The 16304-nt window shown below is 62.4% G+C and carries 20 protein-coding genes; 3 read left to right on the top strand and 17 right to left on the bottom strand.

The window, feature by feature from the left end:
- The 6 genes from MSKU9_RS03270 to MSKU9_RS03245 all read right to left on the bottom strand — a co-directional run.
- On the bottom strand, window positions 1–1092 hold a 1092-nt coding region (locus MSKU9_RS03270), incomplete at its 3' end, for a baseplate J/gp47 family protein (RefSeq protein ID WP_141259922.1).
- A gap of 385 nt (window positions 1093–1477) precedes the next feature.
- Window positions 1478–1840, bottom strand: coding sequence for a phage tail protein (locus MSKU9_RS03265; protein WP_141259921.1), 363 nt, complete (start codon window positions 1838–1840; stop codon window positions 1478–1480).
- A complete protein-coding gene (locus MSKU9_RS03260; protein ID WP_141259920.1) occupies window positions 1837–2514 on the bottom strand; it encodes a phage baseplate assembly protein V in 678 nt (225 codons plus the stop codon). Before MSKU9_RS03260 ends, MSKU9_RS03265 begins: the two co-directional genes overlap by 4 nt.
- Window positions 2507–3667: a hypothetical protein gene (locus MSKU9_RS03255; RefSeq protein WP_141259919.1), complete on the bottom strand. Its 1161-nt coding sequence runs from the start codon at window positions 3665–3667 to the stop codon at window positions 2507–2509. The genes MSKU9_RS03260 and MSKU9_RS03255 overlap by 8 nt, the downstream gene beginning before the upstream one ends.
- On the bottom strand, window positions 3664–3873 hold the full coding sequence (locus tag MSKU9_RS03250) for a hypothetical protein (RefSeq protein ID WP_141259918.1): 210 nt from the start codon (window positions 3871–3873) through the stop codon (window positions 3664–3666). Before MSKU9_RS03250 ends, MSKU9_RS03255 begins: the two co-directional genes overlap by 4 nt.
- A gap of 12 nt (window positions 3874–3885) precedes the next feature.
- Window positions 3886–4803, bottom strand: a complete 918-nt coding sequence (locus tag MSKU9_RS03245; RefSeq protein WP_141259917.1) for a hypothetical protein — start codon at window positions 4801–4803, stop codon at window positions 3886–3888.
- Between the two features lie 443 nt (window positions 4804–5246).
- Here MSKU9_RS03245 and MSKU9_RS03240 point away from each other — a divergent pair, with 443 nt between their 5' ends.
- Complete coding sequence (locus tag MSKU9_RS03240) at window positions 5247–5993, top strand: sulfite exporter TauE/SafE family protein (RefSeq protein ID WP_141259916.1); 747 nt, start codon at window positions 5247–5249, stop codon at window positions 5991–5993.
- Window positions 5994–6041: 48 nt separating this feature from the next.
- Here MSKU9_RS03240 and MSKU9_RS03235 read toward each other — a convergent pair whose 3' ends face one another.
- The 4 genes from MSKU9_RS03235 to MSKU9_RS03225 all read right to left on the bottom strand — a co-directional run bounded on the left by MSKU9_RS03235 (window position 6042) and on the right by MSKU9_RS03225 (window position 8190).
- Window positions 6042–7196 carry a hypothetical protein gene (locus tag MSKU9_RS03235; protein ID WP_141259915.1) on the bottom strand — a complete coding sequence of 385 codons (1155 nt, stop codon included), beginning with the start codon at window positions 7194–7196 and terminating at the stop codon, window positions 6042–6044.
- The gene (locus MSKU9_RS18735; RefSeq protein WP_264371834.1) at window positions 7189–7314 is read right to left on the bottom strand and encodes a hypothetical protein; all 126 of its coding nucleotides are present in this window, start codon (window positions 7312–7314) and stop codon (window positions 7189–7191) included. The genes MSKU9_RS03235 and MSKU9_RS18735 overlap by 8 nt, the downstream gene beginning before the upstream one ends.
- A gap of 47 nt (window positions 7315–7361) precedes the next feature.
- On the bottom strand, window positions 7362–7673 hold the full coding sequence (locus MSKU9_RS03230; protein ID WP_141259914.1) for a hypothetical protein: 312 nt from the start codon (window positions 7671–7673) through the stop codon (window positions 7362–7364).
- Window positions 7674–7758: 85 nt separating this feature from the next.
- Window positions 7759–8190, bottom strand: coding sequence for a hypothetical protein (locus MSKU9_RS03225; protein WP_141259913.1), 432 nt, complete (start codon window positions 8188–8190; stop codon window positions 7759–7761).
- Window positions 8191–8325: 135 nt separating this feature from the next.
- Between MSKU9_RS03225 and MSKU9_RS17875 the strand changes: the two genes are divergently transcribed.
- Window positions 8326–8472 carry a hypothetical protein gene (locus MSKU9_RS17875; protein WP_154670667.1) on the top strand — a complete coding sequence of 49 codons (147 nt, stop codon included), beginning with the start codon at window positions 8326–8328 and terminating at the stop codon, window positions 8470–8472.
- Window positions 8473–8478: 6 nt separating this feature from the next.
- Here the strand turns inward: MSKU9_RS17875 and MSKU9_RS03220 are convergent, their stop codons facing one another.
- The 4 genes from MSKU9_RS03220 to MSKU9_RS03205 form a co-directional block, all read right to left on the bottom strand.
- Window positions 8479–9966 (bottom strand): phage tail protein, encoded by a 1488-nt coding sequence (locus MSKU9_RS03220; protein ID WP_141259912.1) that lies wholly within the window; start codon window positions 9964–9966, stop codon window positions 8479–8481.
- Between the two features lie 454 nt (window positions 9967–10420).
- Window positions 10421–11290 carry a hypothetical protein gene (locus MSKU9_RS03215; protein WP_141259911.1) on the bottom strand — a complete coding sequence of 290 codons (870 nt, stop codon included), beginning with the start codon at window positions 11288–11290 and terminating at the stop codon, window positions 10421–10423.
- A 184-nt stretch (window positions 11291–11474) separates the two neighbouring features.
- Window positions 11475–12125, bottom strand: coding sequence for a hypothetical protein (locus MSKU9_RS03210; RefSeq protein ID WP_141259910.1), 651 nt, complete (start codon window positions 12123–12125; stop codon window positions 11475–11477).
- On the bottom strand, window positions 12125–12616 hold the full coding sequence (locus tag MSKU9_RS03205; RefSeq protein WP_141259909.1) for a hypothetical protein: 492 nt from the start codon (window positions 12614–12616) through the stop codon (window positions 12125–12127). The genes MSKU9_RS03210 and MSKU9_RS03205 overlap by 1 nt, the downstream gene beginning before the upstream one ends.
- Here MSKU9_RS03205 and MSKU9_RS17870 point away from each other — a divergent pair.
- Window positions 12615–12779, top strand: coding sequence for a hypothetical protein (locus MSKU9_RS17870; RefSeq protein ID WP_154670666.1), 165 nt, complete (start codon window positions 12615–12617; stop codon window positions 12777–12779). The genes MSKU9_RS03205 and MSKU9_RS17870 overlap by 2 nt on opposite strands.
- 46 nt (window positions 12780–12825) lie before the next feature.
- On the opposite strand, the gene MSKU9_RS03200 is transcribed toward MSKU9_RS17870, so the two are convergent.
- From MSKU9_RS03200 to MSKU9_RS03190, 3 genes are all read right to left on the bottom strand, one after another.
- A complete protein-coding gene (locus MSKU9_RS03200; protein WP_141259928.1) occupies window positions 12826–14178 on the bottom strand; it encodes a DUF4043 domain-containing protein in 1353 nt (450 codons plus the stop codon).
- Between the two features lie 239 nt (window positions 14179–14417).
- Window positions 14418–14744 carry a hypothetical protein gene (locus tag MSKU9_RS03195; protein WP_141259908.1) on the bottom strand — a complete coding sequence of 109 codons (327 nt, stop codon included), beginning with the start codon at window positions 14742–14744 and terminating at the stop codon, window positions 14418–14420.
- A 208-nt stretch (window positions 14745–14952) separates the two neighbouring features.
- Window positions 14953–15648 carry a cupin domain-containing protein gene (locus MSKU9_RS03190; protein WP_141259907.1) on the bottom strand — a complete coding sequence of 232 codons (696 nt, stop codon included), beginning with the start codon at window positions 15646–15648 and terminating at the stop codon, window positions 14953–14955.
- Window positions 15649–16304: the final 656 nt, after the last annotated feature.

The raw sequence follows: 16304 nt of genomic DNA, 5'->3' as shown, positions 1-16304 counted from the left end.
CGTGCCGGTTATTGCAGGCAGGTCCACCGTGCCGCCGGACAGCGTGACCCCGGTCACGTTGGTGACGGACGTGCTGGACGCATAGGCAATCTGGATCAGGCGCGAGTAACTGGCCGCATCCCCGATGGCGAGGCCATTGAGGTAGGTTGCGATGTTGGTGCTGATCGTGGCCTCGATCGTGGCAAGGTTTCCAGTGCTGTTTACGCTGATGGTCATGGTCACGGGCGGCCGCACCACATTGGGACGCACCACCTGAATGGACACCGCCGCCGGGCGCACATCGTCCACGGCGGTATAGACTTCATCAATCACGCTGTCGGACACGTCGCCCGATCCGTCATCAACATAGACCACCACGTTGCCGGGCAGCACTGCGCCAGACGTGTCCACGTTCTCCACTACCTGATAGATCAGGTCGGCGGAAACATCCGTTACCGCGTTCTCGATTGCCGCCACCGTCGCCTTGGACCGGCTGTTGATATAGGCCACGAAGCGCGTGCGCAGGGCCGCATCCGTCTCGCCATCGCTGCCATTGGTCAGGGCCGCGGCATTCGTGACCGTATCAATGCCCGCAACCGCCGTGCCCAGCAGGCAGATGGCACCCGCCGCGACGTTGCCGGTTGCGCCCGTCGTCTCACACTGGACTGGCACGGTGATGGACGCCGTGCCCGCTGGCCGGACATAGGCGCTGTCGGCTGCCGACCAGGCGGCATTCGTGCTGTCCTCCACCACGTCATAAATCAGGTTCGACGCCGTCTTGACCGTGGCGCCCACCGCAATGGTGGCGGACTGGCTGGACGGCGTGAACGATGTCAGGGTGACGGTGCCGGTCGCCGCTGTCCCCGGTTCACGTGACAGGCCGAAATCCTGCACGAAACTGTCCACATCCGACCCGATGGATGTGGCAAGCCGCGTGCGCGAGAGGATCTGCAGGGCAATGAACTGGAACCACAGCCCCAGCCCCGCCACGGCTTCAAGCATGGCGCGACCGGGTGAGCCGACATTCAGGTCCAGCAGGGAAGGACATGCGCCCTGTGCGCTGGCAACCATGTTGCCCAGCGTGGTCTTGAAGGATTGGAAGGTGATGGCCACCCGGACTCTCCGTTGTGGTTGTGGGATGAACCCTGTGTTTTCCTGAAATCCGCATACGGGACTGGATGACTGTCTTCCCCTGTCGCGGGAAATATGTGTCGGGTGTCTGACCTGTCCATGCCAGCACTGGCGTTACATGCGCCCGGAATGTCGGTGGTGGCTGTCCCGGTCATTCAGGACCGGTTTGTGCAATGGCGGAGTATGTCCGGATGATGCCGGGACATCCTGCGCGACATGGTGCTATCCGGCCAGACGGATGGGCGCGACCGGGACTGGACCGTTCGTGCCTCGGCATGGGCGAAGGCTGGGGTGTGATTTTCCTGATGGAGGACAGGCACGTCCCGACCAGCATGAAAATCAGGATTCCCGGCCGGTTTCGTAAGGATTACGTTGTCAGCGCCAGTTCCTGCACCGCACCGGTCGTGGCATCGGTGTAGGATATGGCCAGCAGGCAGGCCCCGGTTTTCGGGCTGGTGACCGTCACGGTTACGGGCTGTGTCTGGTCCACCCCCGCTTCATCCTGCACCTGTTCCAGCACAAGGGCGCGGATGCCGGCTTCGTCCATGACCGTCCCGACACGCGCGGGCAGCCCCGCGCCATAATCGGGTTGCCAGATATAGGCCCCCGCATTGGTGCATAGCCGACGCAGCAGCGCCCGCCGGGTCTGATCTGCCCCTGTGACAATGGCTACGCCACCCGTGGCCGACAGGTCCAGGTCACCGCCCATGGTATGGGAGAGTGTGCTCATTGTGGTTTCCCCGTCGTGCCTGGCGCATCCGTGACCGGGTGGGTGTGGCTGTTGCCCGAAATGCCCGCGGCCTTCACGTCCGTCTGGCCGGTTATCGTGCCCTGTGCCGTGATGTCGCTGTCGGTCGTGATGGACCCGCCGGTGATGGACAGGCCACTGCTGTCCAGTATCATGCCGACACTACCCACTTGCCACGTTTTGCCGTCACTGTTCAGCGTCTCGGTCGTGTCGCCCGCTCCGCTGTGGATCGCGTCCACGGTCAGGTGCCACCATGGCGCGTTCCCAGCGGGTGTGCCCGGTGCCGCGCCACCACTGGCCGGTGGTGCGCCCGTGCCCGCCACAACCAGCAGTTCGCCCGGCTGGGCTGCTTTGCCAGTGGCGGGGGATATGGGGGGCATCATCACCGCGTCATAGATCGGACAGGCGGCAACGCCGTGTTCGGCATCGGCTTCGATCGGCACCATCAGCACATGCGCGCCGATATCGGGTGGGCAGGCAATGCGCAGGCTGCCGACCTGCAGGGCGGCATAGGGCAACCATCCGGTTTCGATGTCCGATGGCTGGACCAGCACCTTGACCGCATGGTTTACCGGGTCCACTGCGCTGACCAGCCCGAAGCGGGGCTGTGCCAGCGTGCCGGCCATGCTGGCTGCGATCATGCGTGTGTCAGCCATCCGTTTCCCCTTCCTGTGTGGTGCTGCGCGCGCGCAGGGTGACGTGCTGGGCAAAGCCGCCCTGCCATGAAAAACTGCTGGTCACGGCGTCCACATCCAACGTGCCGTCCCATGTCGTGCCCGTGCCGGTCAGGCGCATGAAGTCGCGCGGAGCCAGCGTGACGCGCCCAGGTATCTGCCCGGTTATGGTGCGTGCGTGCGCCGTGATCTGGTTATATTTCTGCCGCGCGATCAGCTTCAGGTCATCCAGCCGTGCCCCGGGCATGGCAAAGCTGTGCACCGTGCCCGTGTTGTCACCGGGCGTGGTACCGCCGCCGCCTGCGGACCAGTAATACTCAACCCGCGTGCGCTGGCGGCTGTCCCAGCTCATGACATGCACGATCACGCCACGCCCCACCTGATAATCCCGTGCGAAATGCAGGCCGTATGCCCCCATGGCGACAGGCGTGTCGGGACCACTGTCGGCATAATCCAGCACATGGGTATTTGCCGTGGTGGCGGTCGGGTATGGCGCGCAGACAATGGTGGTGTCATTGGCATACAGGTCGCACCCGGCCATGGTGGCCATGGTGCGGGCCAGGTCGAACGCGGTCTGGAACCGACTGTGGGTGGCAGCGGATGCGCACTTGTGTTCCACCTGCCAGAACTGCCCCACCATGCCGTCGGTCATGGTGACATCGGGCGTAAGGCCCGCTGCCGTAATCATGGCGCGGACCACGTCGGCCCCGGTCATGTTCATCCACCCGTCACGCACCCGCATGTCCAGCAGTTTTGCCAGGTAGTCGCGGCACTGCACCTGTACCGATGTCGCGGCGGGGCTGAGACCCGCATGGTCCACGATGCCACGGAACATCGTCACCCACTGCGCGCCAGCCTGTGCCACGTCCCGCATCTGCACCGCAATGTCGATATCGGGCAGTGTTTCGCCCTCCCCCACCGGTTGCAGGTCGAACCACAGCCCGCCTGAGGGAATGTGTGTCCGGTCCACCGCCAGCGTCATGTCCAGCGTATCGGCGCGGCTGTAGCGCGTGCGGGTCAGGGTAAACTGTTCCAGACCGGTTTCTGCGCGCTCGACCCCGTTCACCAGCACGCGCGCGCGTGGCATGCGCCATACGGACGGCGTGGATGGGGTGGTGTTCAGGCTCCCGCTCATGCCGTCACCCCCGGCACGCCACTGTCCTGTGACGCGTCAGTGGCAGGCAGAATAAGACTGACTGGCGTTGTGAAAGCCGACAGGTCAGGGTCGTCCATGTCGTTCAGCCGCGCGATGCGCCACCATTGCGCGGCATTGCCCAGCTGCTTTGCCGCCACATGATACAGGGAAATATCATTGGCCGTGACCTTGATCGTGGTTGGCATGTCTGGCTCCTGTCACGGCGTGACCAGCGGGCCGTCCTGCGTGCCGCTGGTGGCCAAAAGCGTGTTGGCATAGGCCCGGTTGACCAGCGCGCCAGCCGTGACCGACGCGGTGTGCAGCTGCGCGTTCTGGGTCAGGGTCGACAGACTGGCGGCGTTGGTGGGCGAGATGGATTCAAGGTTGGCGCCGCTGCAGCCAATGGCCGTGGTCAGGCCTGCGCCCGATGCTTCCAGCCCGGATATGACACTGGCCGCACTGTCGGGCGCGGATGCCAGATTGACCCCGGCCCCCGACAGGCCGCCGACCATGCCGAGCTGATCCTGCACACCTGCAAACACCCCACCCGCGCCCGTCATGTCGGCAACGGGCGTGACCTGCGCCATGACGGTTGAAAGCTGGCCCGTAATGTTGCCCGCGATGGTCGAGACATCATCCAGCGCGCCGGTGATACCGGACAGGGCGGACCCCGCGTCATCCCCCACCAGCGCCGACAGGTCCGATGACACACCGGATGTACTGGCAACCTGTGGTGGCTGTTCCAGTACCAGCCGGTAGGGAATGACGATGCCCTTCTGCGTGTAATCGTACGAATACTGCACGATGCGCACCAGCAGCGACAGCCCCGCTCCGATGAAGGCCACAGGCTGGCCTGCAATGCGCATCTGTTTGAGCATCCACGCTCGTTCAATGGCGGTAGGGCCGACAAACGTGCCCGACAGTTCCAGCCGGTCGGGGTCGTTGCCTACCGCGTCGATGATTTTGTTGCCACCGGGTAACCGGTGGACTGCAACCTGCTGTGTGCCTCCATCGCGGATCAGGTGCGGCACCTCCATGCCGGTCAGGGTCAGCCCGCCAATGGTCACGGGAGCCGACGCCCACAGCCGGCCGATCGAACCGATCGCGGTCTGGGCATTCATAAGGGTCAGGGACATGGGTACGCTTCCCCTTCTGGCCCGCTGCCGCCCACAGGCGACGCGTGGGCGGGATGGAATGGAAATAGGGAGATGGAGAAAAGGCCATGGCGCGTGCGGTATCACGCAGCCGTGCCATCATTACCCCTGTCTAACGCCAGACCACGCAGGCTGGAAGGATGATCGCGGCATGTGTTTTCTTTCCCCATGGCATGCTTCAGAATAACTGTTTGATGAAACGGTAATAAAACCTCCGGGGGGCGCCTTTTTTCAAAAAGTGGCGTTCGTGGTGATGTGCATGATGTCGCATGGACTGACGGTTCAGACAGTCCCAGGTCGTGGGGATGATGAAGCGCTGGCTACGGAATTTCTGACGGAAAGCATGAGATTGTTAGGGTAAAGAGATAAATATCGGGGTAACGTCCACGCTTTTGCAATTCAGTTGCACAGATGCGGAACGCGCAATGCCATATGAAATTTCATATGCCTTTACATGTGTTTTTCTTGCGGCCATCGTCCGTGGCTTTTCCGGGTTTGGCTTCGCCCTGCTTACGATCATTTCCCTTTCGTTCGTGCTGCCACCAGCCACGATCGTTCCGGCCATGTTTGTTCTGGAAGTGGCGGCCGGGATTCACCTTCTTCCATCAATCTGGAAGGACATTCACTGGCGCTTGATTGTCGTCATGGTTGGAACTGCGGTAATGTTCACGCCGGTAGGTGTCTATTTTCTGGCGAATGTCCCGGCCGGGCCAATGAAGCTGATGCTTGCTGCCCTCATCTTCACGACCGCCGTTGTGCTTATGGCTGGCATCCGGATGAAACGCATGCCGACAATGGCGGAGACAGCGGCAACCGGGACCACCGCGGGCATCCTGAACGGTGCATTGGGGATCGGTGGGCCGCCCATCATCATATTCTTCCTTGGATCGCCGCTTGCCCTGCAGGCCGGTCGTGCTTCGATCATTGCCGCATTCCTGGCAATGGATATGGCGGGCCTGCCTGCGCTGTTCGCATTCGGCCTGTTTACCCGGGACAGCGTCAGGTTGGCGATCATCTCGCTTCCGGCGCTGGTGGCCGGAATCTACCTCGGCTCGCGGCTGGCTGGACGAATGAGCGAGACCGTAGTGCGCAAGGTCGTGCTTGTCGTGCTGATGGGGATGGCAGTCGCAACCGCTGCCCAAAGTCTTTTTTCAGTATCGAAGACGGGTTGAGCGGTATGACCGTGGACCGTCACTGTCAGCACATCCCGTTCCGGATGTTCACACACCTACCGCACGTCCCGGCATTTGCGGGTAGCGGATCACGTCTGGCGCCGTGCCGGTTGCGCGCAGTTCGTGCCGGGCGGCGGCGGTTTCGACCCGGGCCATGGCCTGTCCTACCGTCTGGTGGTCCAGTGTTACGGGAATGGTGACCTGCATGACCGGCAGCCTGTCACTCCGCCTGCCATCCGGTATGGATGACGGGAGGCCGCCCGTCCGTTCCATGGGGCCCTGGCTGATGAAGGGCGGCCTGCCCTGCCCTCTGTCCCGTGACGGCAGGGATGCCGGGAACGGGGGCACGCTGCGCGCCGGTACGGGCTGGGTGGGCATGGTGTGGGGCATGGGCATGACCGGCCAGTTGCTGGTGTGGGCCGTTGTTCGCGTCATGGCGCAGGGGGCAGGAATCCCCATGCCAGCCGGTGTCCCGTCAGCCCGCAGGTCATGCAATGGCAGTGCGGCACCGGACGCGGCGCGGACAGGCAGCATGGGAAAAGCCATTGCGCCATCGGCACTCCGGCCTATGTGGGGCGTATCGATATCAGATGCATGATTCCGTGCCATGATGGACGGAGCAACAGGGGATAATAGGGTACGCTCCTGTGGCATGATCGCAGCCGTCATGGGACCTGTCCGGCCCCATGACGCAAGGATTGCCATGTGGGGGGTGTCGGCACGGGCCATAACCCGTCCGGTCCATGGCATGGCAATGGCGCGCGCAGGCATATGTGTTGTTGCAGGGACCGCCGCCTGCGCATGCGCGGGGAATGCTGGCAATGACGTGGTGGCGGGACGGATGGCATCCGCGCGGCGGACCATGGTCATCAGGGACACAGGCAGCCCCCGCCCATCCCCACGGGGCGTGGCGTATCCCTCCGTTTTCCTGATGGATGCAGGCGCGGCGTGTCCCGCCCGGGTGGCAGGAAACGGCCTGCCGGACGCGGATGCGGGGGATGCCACAGCCCTGGCCCCCGTCCCGCCGGGACGCGCGGGAAACACTACATTGCGCCGACCCGCGCGGGCATGGCCGACGATGCGCCCCACCACCGCCGCCAGCCGTCCCGGCGCACTGGACCGCCCGGCGACGCGTGGCAGGCGCGCAACTCGCCCCGGCAGGCGTACGATCAGGCGGATTGTGGCCTGAAAGACATCAGTCATCAGGGTATTTCCATTGTTGCGTAGTCCAGTCATACCGCCCGCCCGCAAGCTCGCCAAATGCTACAAGAAAGGCCATGCGCCGCACGCGCGGCATGGTCATGGCCACGTCCCACGGCACCCCGTTCCTGACCAGGGCCGCGACCTCGATCAGGGCGGGGTGCCGACTCAGTTTTTTGCGGCGTTGCTTTCCGCGGCCGCGATGTCTTCGCCATTCGTGCCAAACAGCGCATCCGACAGGGCGGTGATGCCGGTATTGCCGATCTGGTTGGCCAACTGCTCCAGCTGCACGCGGCTGGTGGGACGCATGGCGGGGACACCGTCGATCGCTTCGACGGACGAAACCATCAATGCATATTCCACCCATGCGGGGGATGGGCTGGCGGGGCCGAATTCCAGCAGCGCCAGCACATCCCCCGGCCCGCGTTCGCGGTAGGTAAGGGTCCGGCCATCGCTGGTTTTTATGGTGTGTTCGCTCATGCTGCAGGCCTTTTGGCTATCAGGGGCTGTTTTGAGGAAGATTCAGGGAACGCCGCATTTTTGAAAAAAGGGGCGCCCAAAACATTCAGGAAATCCGGTTGCGCGCGCGGGCGGCAAACGTGATGGTCTGGCTGACCAGCATTTCGGACTGGTAGTGCCCCGCATCGGACAGTTGCAGCGACGCGCCCACGAATTCATAGGTACTCAGCGACCCGTCGCATTCCGTCAGGTACTGGTAGATGCTGCCCAACACTACCGTGCCCGCCGACCAGAAACCGCTTTCGATCGCGGTAAACAGGTCATCCGCCCCCGCCCCGTCGCGCTGGAAGGTGAACTGACCGCTCCAGCCGCCCGGCACGTCATAGAACATGGGCATATCGTTCAGCGGGTTGGATGTCAGCTGGTGCGTGCGCTGCTGTACGGTAAAGCCGGTAATGGTGGGCAGGTCTACGCGGCTGCCGTCATAGACCAGCACCACGCGGCAGTCGCGACCGATATTGAAGGGTTTGGCGGACATTCTTCGCTCCATGAAAAAGGGCCGCCAAACGGGCAGCCCATGATGTATTGTGTATGGGTGTCATGCATATCTGCATCTGGCGGCGCAGGTCGCGGGGGCGTGAACATACTGTCTCACCACGTATGGAGCACCCCGATGGGCACCACACCCGAAAAACCATCCACGAAAGACCTCGCCGCCATTGCCGCACGGGGGCTGAGCCACCCGGAAAAGCTGACGCATGAGGAAATAAAGGAACTGTGCGGTCGCGTGCTGTCGGAAGAAAACCGCCGCGCGAAATGATGCCCTTCAGGTGGCGGGTGTGCCGGTGCTGACCGTGACACTCGCCCCACCCTGCAGGTTGACGACGAAGAAGCGGTTGATGCCCTGGTAACGCACCTGTACATCGGCCCGCACGTAACCCAGCGCCGTAGCTGCCTGTGGGTTGTTGGACGTGTCGCACACCACTGCGTAATCGGTGGTCGCCCCCAGAATGCCGCTGCCTACCATGTTGGACAGCGTGCCCAGCAGCACGGCGCGGATATCGCCAAACAGCGTGGTGCTGATAACGGCGCCCACGAACGTGCCCATGCCGGAATTGATGGTTTCGGCAATGTAGTTGGTCAGGCGGGTATAGCTGTCGTCATCCGTATCTCCATCGGAACTGGTGTTGATCCCGCCACGTACCGCCCAGTAGCTGCCGCCAGGAACCGGATTGCAGATCACGTCGATGCCCGCGCCAAACAGCGCCGAAAGCTCGGCCGTGGAATAGGTCGCGGCCTGCCCGCTGGACACCAGCCCCGCCTTCTGACTGCCGATCACGCCTGACAGTTCCCTGTTCAGGCTCGACTGCTCGGGCGACAGGCCGCCCAGGATACCGGCAACAAAGGCCTGCGGGGATACCAGCATGTCGCCGTTGGTATCATCATCCCACCACAGCCAGTCGCCAAACATCAGCTTGATGGCGTAGCTGTCCACGCCAGCCGCGGCCTTCATGGCAGCCGCGTTGGCAATGGTGTCGCCTGCGGGGCCACAGGCAATCATGTACATTCCTTCGGACATGCCAAAGGCAGCCTGCATGGTCCATGACGTGCTGTCGCTCACCCCCTGCAGCAGTCCCAGCGCGCAGCTCTGTCCGCGCAGGGCGTACATGCCCGTGCGGGTTACGCCATCCGTGCCGATGAACGCCATCGTACCTGGTGCCACGCCATCACTGCCACCAGCCAGCGTAACCGTTCCGGCGGAAAGCAGCGGAGCCGTGGCAGGCAGGGTCACGTGCACCAGCGCCGTGCTGTCCGCAGCGATGGCCGCCGCCAGTACGGCCCACGTAGTGCCGCGATAGGTCCGGCTGCCCAGCACCGCATGGGTGATGGTCAGGGTATAGTTGGTGGTAATGATGCCATCCTGCGTAACAGTGGCGACAATGGCGTTACCCGCGCTGCCGGTATGAATGGCGGTCAGGGTCACGCCATCCAGCGTGGCGGTGGCGGCCGTGTCCGTGCCATCGGTCACGCGTACGCAGCGGAAGTCCGCAGCCCCCTGCAGCAGCGCGATGTTGACTGCCGTGCCGATGTCGCTGGCCAGCGCCTGCTTGGGGCCAAAAGCGGACAGGCAGTCCCCCATCGCGCCGATGATGACCGGGGTGCCCACCGGCCCCCACGCAGCGGTGCCGACCAGGCCGATCCGCCCCGACGGCACGCCGTTCAGCGCCAGCGTCTGCGGGCGCAGGATCTGCACATACAGGTCAGGCACGTTCAGGCTGTTGGTGTTGAGCTGCCCGGACTGGTAAATGGTCATTGTATCTGTATTTCCCTGTTGCGCGGCATGGCCGCGTGAGAAGTCGGTTGGGTGTGGCGTGCATGCCAGCCGGGCGACATGCAGCCGTGCGCAGCGCCACGTTTCATCCCATGGTCGGGCCTGATTGGGGTGAAACGCGTATCGGACACGACATGTCCCGTGCTGCATCAGGTTCGCATGGCCAAAACCATGCCCGGCTGGCGTGATCACATCGGGCGATGAATGTGCCCGTCGGCAAGGCGTGGCGTTTCATGCCCAGGCCATCACGGTCAGGCACCACCGGCCTGATGTGTGCCATCCGGTCAGGGGCATCCATCACCATAACCACAGGGCATGGTGTGTACTGCCCTTATGGCATTGGACGGCATGACCGGACTTGCGGTCCCCGGCATTCCATCGCCGCGCGTGATGGCGGAGCCCAGCATCGTAATGCCGGGGGGTGTATTACGGCCTGTCAGCTGGCGGGGTCGTTCATCAGCACGTCCCCGTGCATGACATCGTGCCCGATGCCCGTGCCACCGGCCAGCATGGCTGGGACCACGCGGGTCAGGTCGGAGTCATAGGTGACAAGGAACCGCGCAGACCGGGAAAAGATGCCCCGGTTCATTGCGGTATCGTCGTTGGTGGTGGCTCGCGCCTCAATCCGGAAGGTGGAACCGTTTTCATCCGTCAGCCAGTCGGTGAGCGCCAGCGCGTCGGATATGGCGCAGCCCATCACATCCCGCGCGGCGGGCGTTGCTGACCATGCTGTGATGACAAAGACCTGCTGCTGCCTGCGCGCGACACAGCGTGCGCGCAGCGTGCCTGCGTTGATGGGGTGCGCCACGGCCGTGGCGGGCAGCATGATGCAGGCCCCGCTGGCGGTAGCCCCCGGCAGGGCGGATGCAATGGTTGCGGCAATGGTGGCCGCGGTGTCCGTCGCGGTTGCGACATGCAGGCTGCACGCGTCGCCCATAATGCCGGGCAGGCCGTGGGCGCGCAGCCCCACCGTGCCGCAGGGTATTGTCCCCACATCCACGGTTACGGTGGCGGTGGCGCCACTGACCGTCATGTGCACGGTCGCGGGTGCTGTCGCATCCATGCGCCACGGGCGTCCCAGCGGTTCATCCACGCGCGCCCAGCTTTCGGCCAGATCGGCAATGGTGATGAAGTCACAGCCCTGTTGCAGCGTACGGACCGCCGCACCCAGGTCGGCCTGCGTCAGGCCACCACGACGGATGATGAGGGGCCGCCCGGTAATGGCCCCTGATGCCGTGCCATCGGGGCACAGGACGGTGGCAAGGGCGGCTGCGATGGTGGTGGAGATGGTGGAAATATCGGCCATGTCATATCGGTTCCTGTCCCCCTGCCGGGGATGCGGTCATGGATTGGCATCTGGTCCGTGCACCGCCATCGCTCCATGCAGGTCATGGGCATTGCGTGCCCGGATGGCGGGTGCGTGGTGGGCGGCAGGCATATCGTTGCAATACCTCCCCTCCTTTACGCGCAACGTGGGTTACGGGGTACCGTCAGACCTGCTGCTGGCCCAGCTGGCAGCGCATGCCCCACGGTCCGGCGCGTGCGCCGCCGATGGTGTAGCGTGTGCCATCTGCGTCCCGCGCCCACATGGCGGGCTGGATGGTCACGCCCGGAATGGCGGGCAGGAACATTTCGAACCCGCCCGCGTGGATTGCGCCGGGCTGGGTCGGGCCGGGAATGCCCGCCCCGCTACCGGGACGGATCATGGCGGGCCAGCCGGTGGCGCAGGGTGCCTGCATTGTCGTATCACCCGATGTGGCGTAACCGCCGGGATCAGCCACATCAGCCACCTGCGCCATGGTGGCGGTAATGTCCACCACCGCATTGCACAGCACGCACAGGGGCGGACGAAACGGTTCGGCGCGGGCGATGAAATAGGTCTCGCCCCCACAGGTCAGGATATCCCCTGCCCGCACGTCTGTCATATCCATCAGCGCATAGACAAAGGGGACATCCCATAACGCAGGCCCGGCAAAGCCGAAGGCTCGGTCGTTACTGAATGCTGCCATGGTCCGGGCATAGGGCGTGGCGCACGGGCTGGCGGCGGCGGTGGGGCGGTACTGCACGGCGCGCGCACCCACGTGGGACGCCGCCCGCGCGAAGCCACGCGCGGCAAGGTGGCACAGGGATGGCTGGTCCATCAGATCACGATCTCCCCCATCCCGCGCAGGCCCGGTCCTGGCGGAATGCCGAGGAAATTGCATAACTGCACCCGCCAGCGCGTGTATAGCGTGAAGCGGTCGGTAACTTCGGTGCGGTTGCGGGTCCATACCGCCGCGCGGTCGGTATCAAGGTTGGCGGTGGCCGCCATGATCGCACCTTCCAGCATCTGGCACTGCATGATGAACGCCCGCGCCTGCGCACATTCGGCAGGGGCAAGGTTGCGCAGGCGCCATTCGTTGAAGCCGTAAACCCGGAAAAACCGCCACGACTGCATGCCGCTGTCCTGGCCGCCCAGCGCGGGATAGCCCATGTAACGGCGTGCCTGCGCCAGTTCATTGTCTACCAGCGGCGTATCTGCAACCGTGGCGGCGGTGGGTGGCGGCGTGGCTGTGGTGGTGACGACGTCCGTCGTATTCCCGGTATCCGTGGTGGCCTCGCTGGCCGCCGTGGTCGTATCCGTATCGGTCATGGCCGTTGCTGTCGCCTTCTTGCATGATGCGGCCCGCCTGCCCGTTGTATTTGGCAGTGGTCCCGGAAACAGGTCATTGAAAATGGGAGTTTTGGATGCTTTTTTAAAAGGCGGTATTTTCCAAAGCTTTTTGGAAAAAGCTTCACCAAAAACTTCTTTATAATTTGCATGATGCGGGCGGCAGCATGATCCCGCCGCCCGCCGGGGGGTTATGCCCCCGCGCCAAGGCTTTCGATCACGACCCCGCGTTTGAGATAGCTGTTGGTCGCGGTGGGAATGACCGAGGTATCGGCGGTCAGGTCGGTCGGCAGGGCAAAGCCGCCAATCCACGACCATGACTGCGCAATGATCTGCGCCAGGCGGTCGAGTGCCGGGCGGGTAATCATGCACACGCCGTCCACATCCGTCAGTTCGCCGCCATCCAGCAGGGGCGCGTAATGGGTGCCGATATTGGCGTAATCGCCCTCGATCAGCGCGCCCTGTCCGCAGATGATGGCGCGATGGATGTTGCCCGCCCCCATGCTGGCCTGCTGCGGGGCCTCGGTCGTGGGGATGAAGCGCACGCCAAGCAGGTCAAAGATCTGGCCGCTCTGGTAGGTGTCGGACCCGTACTGCCCGCGATACAGCAGCTTGAAATCCTCGTCCCGGAACAGGCCCAGAAGCTGCGCATTGTCCAGATAGCAGTGATACACCCCGCCATCAGGTGTCGGCACGTTATTGTCACGCAGGGTGGCCAGCGCGCCAAGGATCGACTGGACCGTCAGCAGGTCGCCCGCCACAAGGGCCGCCGTGGTGGCGCGTGCATTGGGGCGCAGCACCAGCGGGGCCGTGGCGGCGATGACCGCGTTGCCCGCCGTGGCGTCCGCCACCTTGACGGATGCCGAGAACGTCAGTGTGCCCGAAATCCCGTCCGGCGCGGTGGAGGTATTGGTGGCATCCGCAGCCGTGCCTACCAGCGTGTAGGATCCGGTCCCGATGGTGACGGTCATGCCAGCCGACGCGCCAACGGACACCACCTGTCCTTCATCGGACAGGATGTTCTGGAAACCGCGGATGTCATCTACGGCCACCGTGCTGCCTGCTGCCCCCAGCGTGGTGGTGATACGCGTATTGCCGCCGAGGTAGCCACCCACCCCGTTCTGCGCCCCGCCAAACAGCGCATTGCGCGCCAGGCGATCAAGCGTCTGCCGCGCATTGATGCCAAGGCGCGATGCATTGGCCAGGAACTGGTTGGCGATGCCGACACCTTCGGTCACCTGGTTCAGGTCCATGGTGTTGCCGTACTGGTTGATGGTCAGCGTGTACTGTTCGACTGACCATTCGGCGGGCGTCATGCCGTTGTCAAAGCTGGTATTGGCGGTAGGGTTGAGCGGCGTTGTCGCAGGCGGCAGCAGGCCCGCGCGGGTATCGGTAATGGTCTGGCCGATGCGGGCGGGGAATTCCATCTGGTCGGCAATCGAGCGGAAGCCCAGCCGCGACTGCAATGCATCCTGGAACGCACGCGACAGGAACCCCTGCTGGATGACCGGCTGCAGGGAAGCGGGGAAATTGGCAATGGCCATGAAGTTCATTTCCTTGAAAGAACAAAAAAAGCCACCATGCACGGATGCACTGGCGGCGGCAGGGGCGGCCATGGCGGGTTGCGCCATGAAGGGGCCGGGTGGGAGAGGTCAGGCGTGGCGCATGTGGCCGGTTATGGACCCCTTGCCCGTTCCGCGCGGCATGACGGGACGCGGAACAGGTAAAGGGTGGTGTAAGGGCGCGCATTTTTCACGATACGGGGACGCATCCCGTTGCGGTTTCAGTTCCCGAAATCGTAAACGTTTATTATGGAGAGTATGTTTTTATCATGACTATATTTGTTGCGAAGGGATTTCTGTTTTTCATAAATCGTGTCGCAACGGCTGCCTATTTCTTCCGTCAGGTCTTTTTTCCGGTCGTCGGGCAGCGTGCTGTCCCATTCCCCGCCCAGATACTGGCAGATTTCGGCATCATGGAGAAAGGTCGTGACATCCGGCGGGTATCTGTCCGCAGCCATGGCCATGGTAGGAGAAATTAGTATTATTACTATATAATAAATAAAAATTTCCCGGTTCTGCCTTTTGAAGGTTTTTGGAAAAATATTCATCAAAAACTTCTTTACGGTTTTCATGATGGCATAGGAATGGACTTTTTAAACCATTGTTCATGAACTGCGTTATTTTACGCCAGTTCAACGTAGCGGCTTGCGATGCAACATTACCCGGTGCGATCCTGTCTTACTGACAATTCATGCCATACGCGGCGGTATGCGGGCCGGGGCATGACGCCCGCCAGCCCGCATATCCCGCCATGGATCACGCCGGGCGGAAGATTACATAAACCTTCTTGACCGTTTCCCGGTTGTCCCATGCGCACTCAGCTCCCCGTTCGACAAAAAAGATGTCGCCCTTCACAAACGTCTTTTCCCTGCCTGCGCCATCCACCAGCGTCACGCTGCCCTCGATCAGGTACATCAGTTCGGCATGATCGTAACGCACCGCGCGACGGGCATAAGGGGTGGCGGACCATGTGCCGCAGCGCAGTTCGCCATTGGCGGATTTGTAATCGTTGAAGCTGTGGCAGGAAGGCGCCTGTCCAACCAACACCGCAGCCGAAGGCGATGCCGACGGAGCCATGACCGGGTTGGGGTCAATCACCACCGGCGTCTGCGCGCCCGGCGTGCTGGTGTCGCAACGCATGGCGATTGCCCGCGTGCCCGGTGCGGCAGCCCAGCTGAAGGCACTGCCTTTGGGAATGACAATGCTGGTATCCGGGCCAAGAACATTCGCGCCAATGTTCAGTTCACCTGTCAGCACGATCACGAATTCATCTGCCGGCATGGCTGTCACCAGTCCCGCATCCTGCGGTGCGCAGGCCATGACTGACAGGCCGTCCCCCTGCCCCGCAAGCTTCGTGCGTGCCAGCAGGAAATCACCCGGCGCAGGCATGGATGTGTCGGCAAAGGCGCGCAGGTCAACAAAGCTGCGTACGGTTACGTCGGTCGGGGTCATTCAGTACGGTCCTTCAGGCGGATGGTTTTGCAGTCCACCCTGTTGCAAGCAATATGGAACCGCCCGGTCGCGCCGGGCGGATTTCAGACCGGGATCGTAACATGCAGCCGCGCGTTCGTCACCTGTGGGAACGCATCCTGCGCCTGGCGGGCATGCAGTCCGTCGGACTGGTATGCTGAACAGTTGGAAGCTTGTGCCAATGATAAAGAAGTTTTTGGTAAGGTGTTTTTCAAAAAACTCTGTATAACGCCACCTTTTTGAAAAAAGGCGGTGCCCAAGAACTTTTATTATTTTTTATCAACAGATTATTTTCAAACGCTTTTTAAGCGATATTCACTGCACATTGAAATCCTGCGTGTGGGTAAAATAATCAGCTTCCATACTCAGTAGACTGTTCACCCATGGGCTGGGACCTTATGGGTATGGATTATTTTACCTGATAATTATTTTGTAACGTATTTTTTTTGATATCAATGACAGAGAACAGGCTGTAGTTTTTATTTTTTATTGTTCCAGTAAATGGAATTCTGTATTTGCATAATAAATACAGAACCGTCTGGTCTGATGTCGTGGCCTGTGCAGATGCTCGGGATAGCGTTATCGAAAGAATACACAAATCCAATAATATCATGTCTGACAGGTTACGGTTTTTCATT

The sequence above is a fragment of the Komagataeibacter diospyri genome (genome assembly GCF_006538165.1).
Classification (GTDB): domain Bacteria; phylum Pseudomonadota; class Alphaproteobacteria; order Acetobacterales; family Acetobacteraceae; genus Komagataeibacter; species Komagataeibacter diospyri.
This window is presented reverse-complemented; position numbering and strand designations above follow the sequence as displayed.

What these genes read in the sequence shown, in the direction of transcription:
- MSKU9_RS03265 (WP_141259921.1), bottom strand. Translation starts at nt 1,840, where the DNA reads ATGAGCACACTCTCCCATACCATGGGCGGTGACCTGGACCTGTCGGCC.
- MSKU9_RS03260 (WP_141259920.1), bottom strand. Translation starts at nt 2,514, where the DNA reads ATGGCTGACACACGCATGATCGCAGCCAGCATGGCCGGCACGCTGGCA.
- MSKU9_RS03255 (WP_141259919.1), bottom strand. Translation starts at nt 3,667, where the DNA reads ATGAGCGGGAGCCTGAACACCACCCCATCCACGCCGTCCGTATGGCGC.
- MSKU9_RS03250 (WP_141259918.1), bottom strand. Translation starts at nt 3,873, where the DNA reads ATGCCAACCACGATCAAGGTCACGGCCAATGATATTTCCCTGTATCAT.
- MSKU9_RS03245 (WP_141259917.1), bottom strand. Translation starts at nt 4,803, where the DNA reads ATGTCCCTGACCCTTATGAATGCCCAGACCGCGATCGGTTCGATCGGC.
- MSKU9_RS03240 (WP_141259916.1), top strand. Translation starts at nt 5,247, where the DNA reads ATGCCATATGAAATTTCATATGCCTTTACATGTGTTTTTCTTGCGGCC.
- MSKU9_RS03235 (WP_141259915.1), bottom strand. Translation starts at nt 7,196, where the DNA reads ATGACTGATGTCTTTCAGGCCACAATCCGCCTGATCGTACGCCTGCCG.
- MSKU9_RS03230 (WP_141259914.1), bottom strand. Translation starts at nt 7,673, where the DNA reads ATGAGCGAACACACCATAAAAACCAGCGATGGCCGGACCCTTACCTAC.
- MSKU9_RS03225 (WP_141259913.1), bottom strand. Translation starts at nt 8,190, where the DNA reads ATGTCCGCCAAACCCTTCAATATCGGTCGCGACTGCCGCGTGGTGCTG.
- MSKU9_RS17875 (WP_154670667.1), top strand. Translation starts at nt 8,326, where the DNA reads ATGGGCACCACACCCGAAAAACCATCCACGAAAGACCTCGCCGCCATT.
- MSKU9_RS03220 (WP_141259912.1), bottom strand. Translation starts at nt 9,966, where the DNA reads ATGACCATTTACCAGTCCGGGCAGCTCAACACCAACAGCCTGAACGTG.
- MSKU9_RS03215 (WP_141259911.1), bottom strand. Translation starts at nt 11,290, where the DNA reads ATGGCCGATATTTCCACCATCTCCACCACCATCGCAGCCGCCCTTGCC.
- MSKU9_RS03210 (WP_141259910.1), bottom strand. Translation starts at nt 12,125, where the DNA reads ATGGACCAGCCATCCCTGTGCCACCTTGCCGCGCGTGGCTTCGCGCGG.
- MSKU9_RS17870 (WP_154670666.1), top strand. Translation starts at nt 12,615, where the DNA reads ATGGCCGTTGCTGTCGCCTTCTTGCATGATGCGGCCCGCCTGCCCGTT.
- MSKU9_RS03205 (WP_141259909.1), bottom strand. Translation starts at nt 12,616, where the DNA reads ATGACCGATACGGATACGACCACGGCGGCCAGCGAGGCCACCACGGAT.
- MSKU9_RS03200 (WP_141259928.1), bottom strand. Translation starts at nt 14,178, where the DNA reads ATGGCCATTGCCAATTTCCCCGCTTCCCTGCAGCCGGTCATCCAGCAG.
- MSKU9_RS03195 (WP_141259908.1), bottom strand. Translation starts at nt 14,744, where the DNA reads ATGAATATTTTTCCAAAAACCTTCAAAAGGCAGAACCGGGAAATTTTT.
- MSKU9_RS03190 (WP_141259907.1), bottom strand. Translation starts at nt 15,648, where the DNA reads ATGACCCCGACCGACGTAACCGTACGCAGCTTTGTTGACCTGCGCGCC.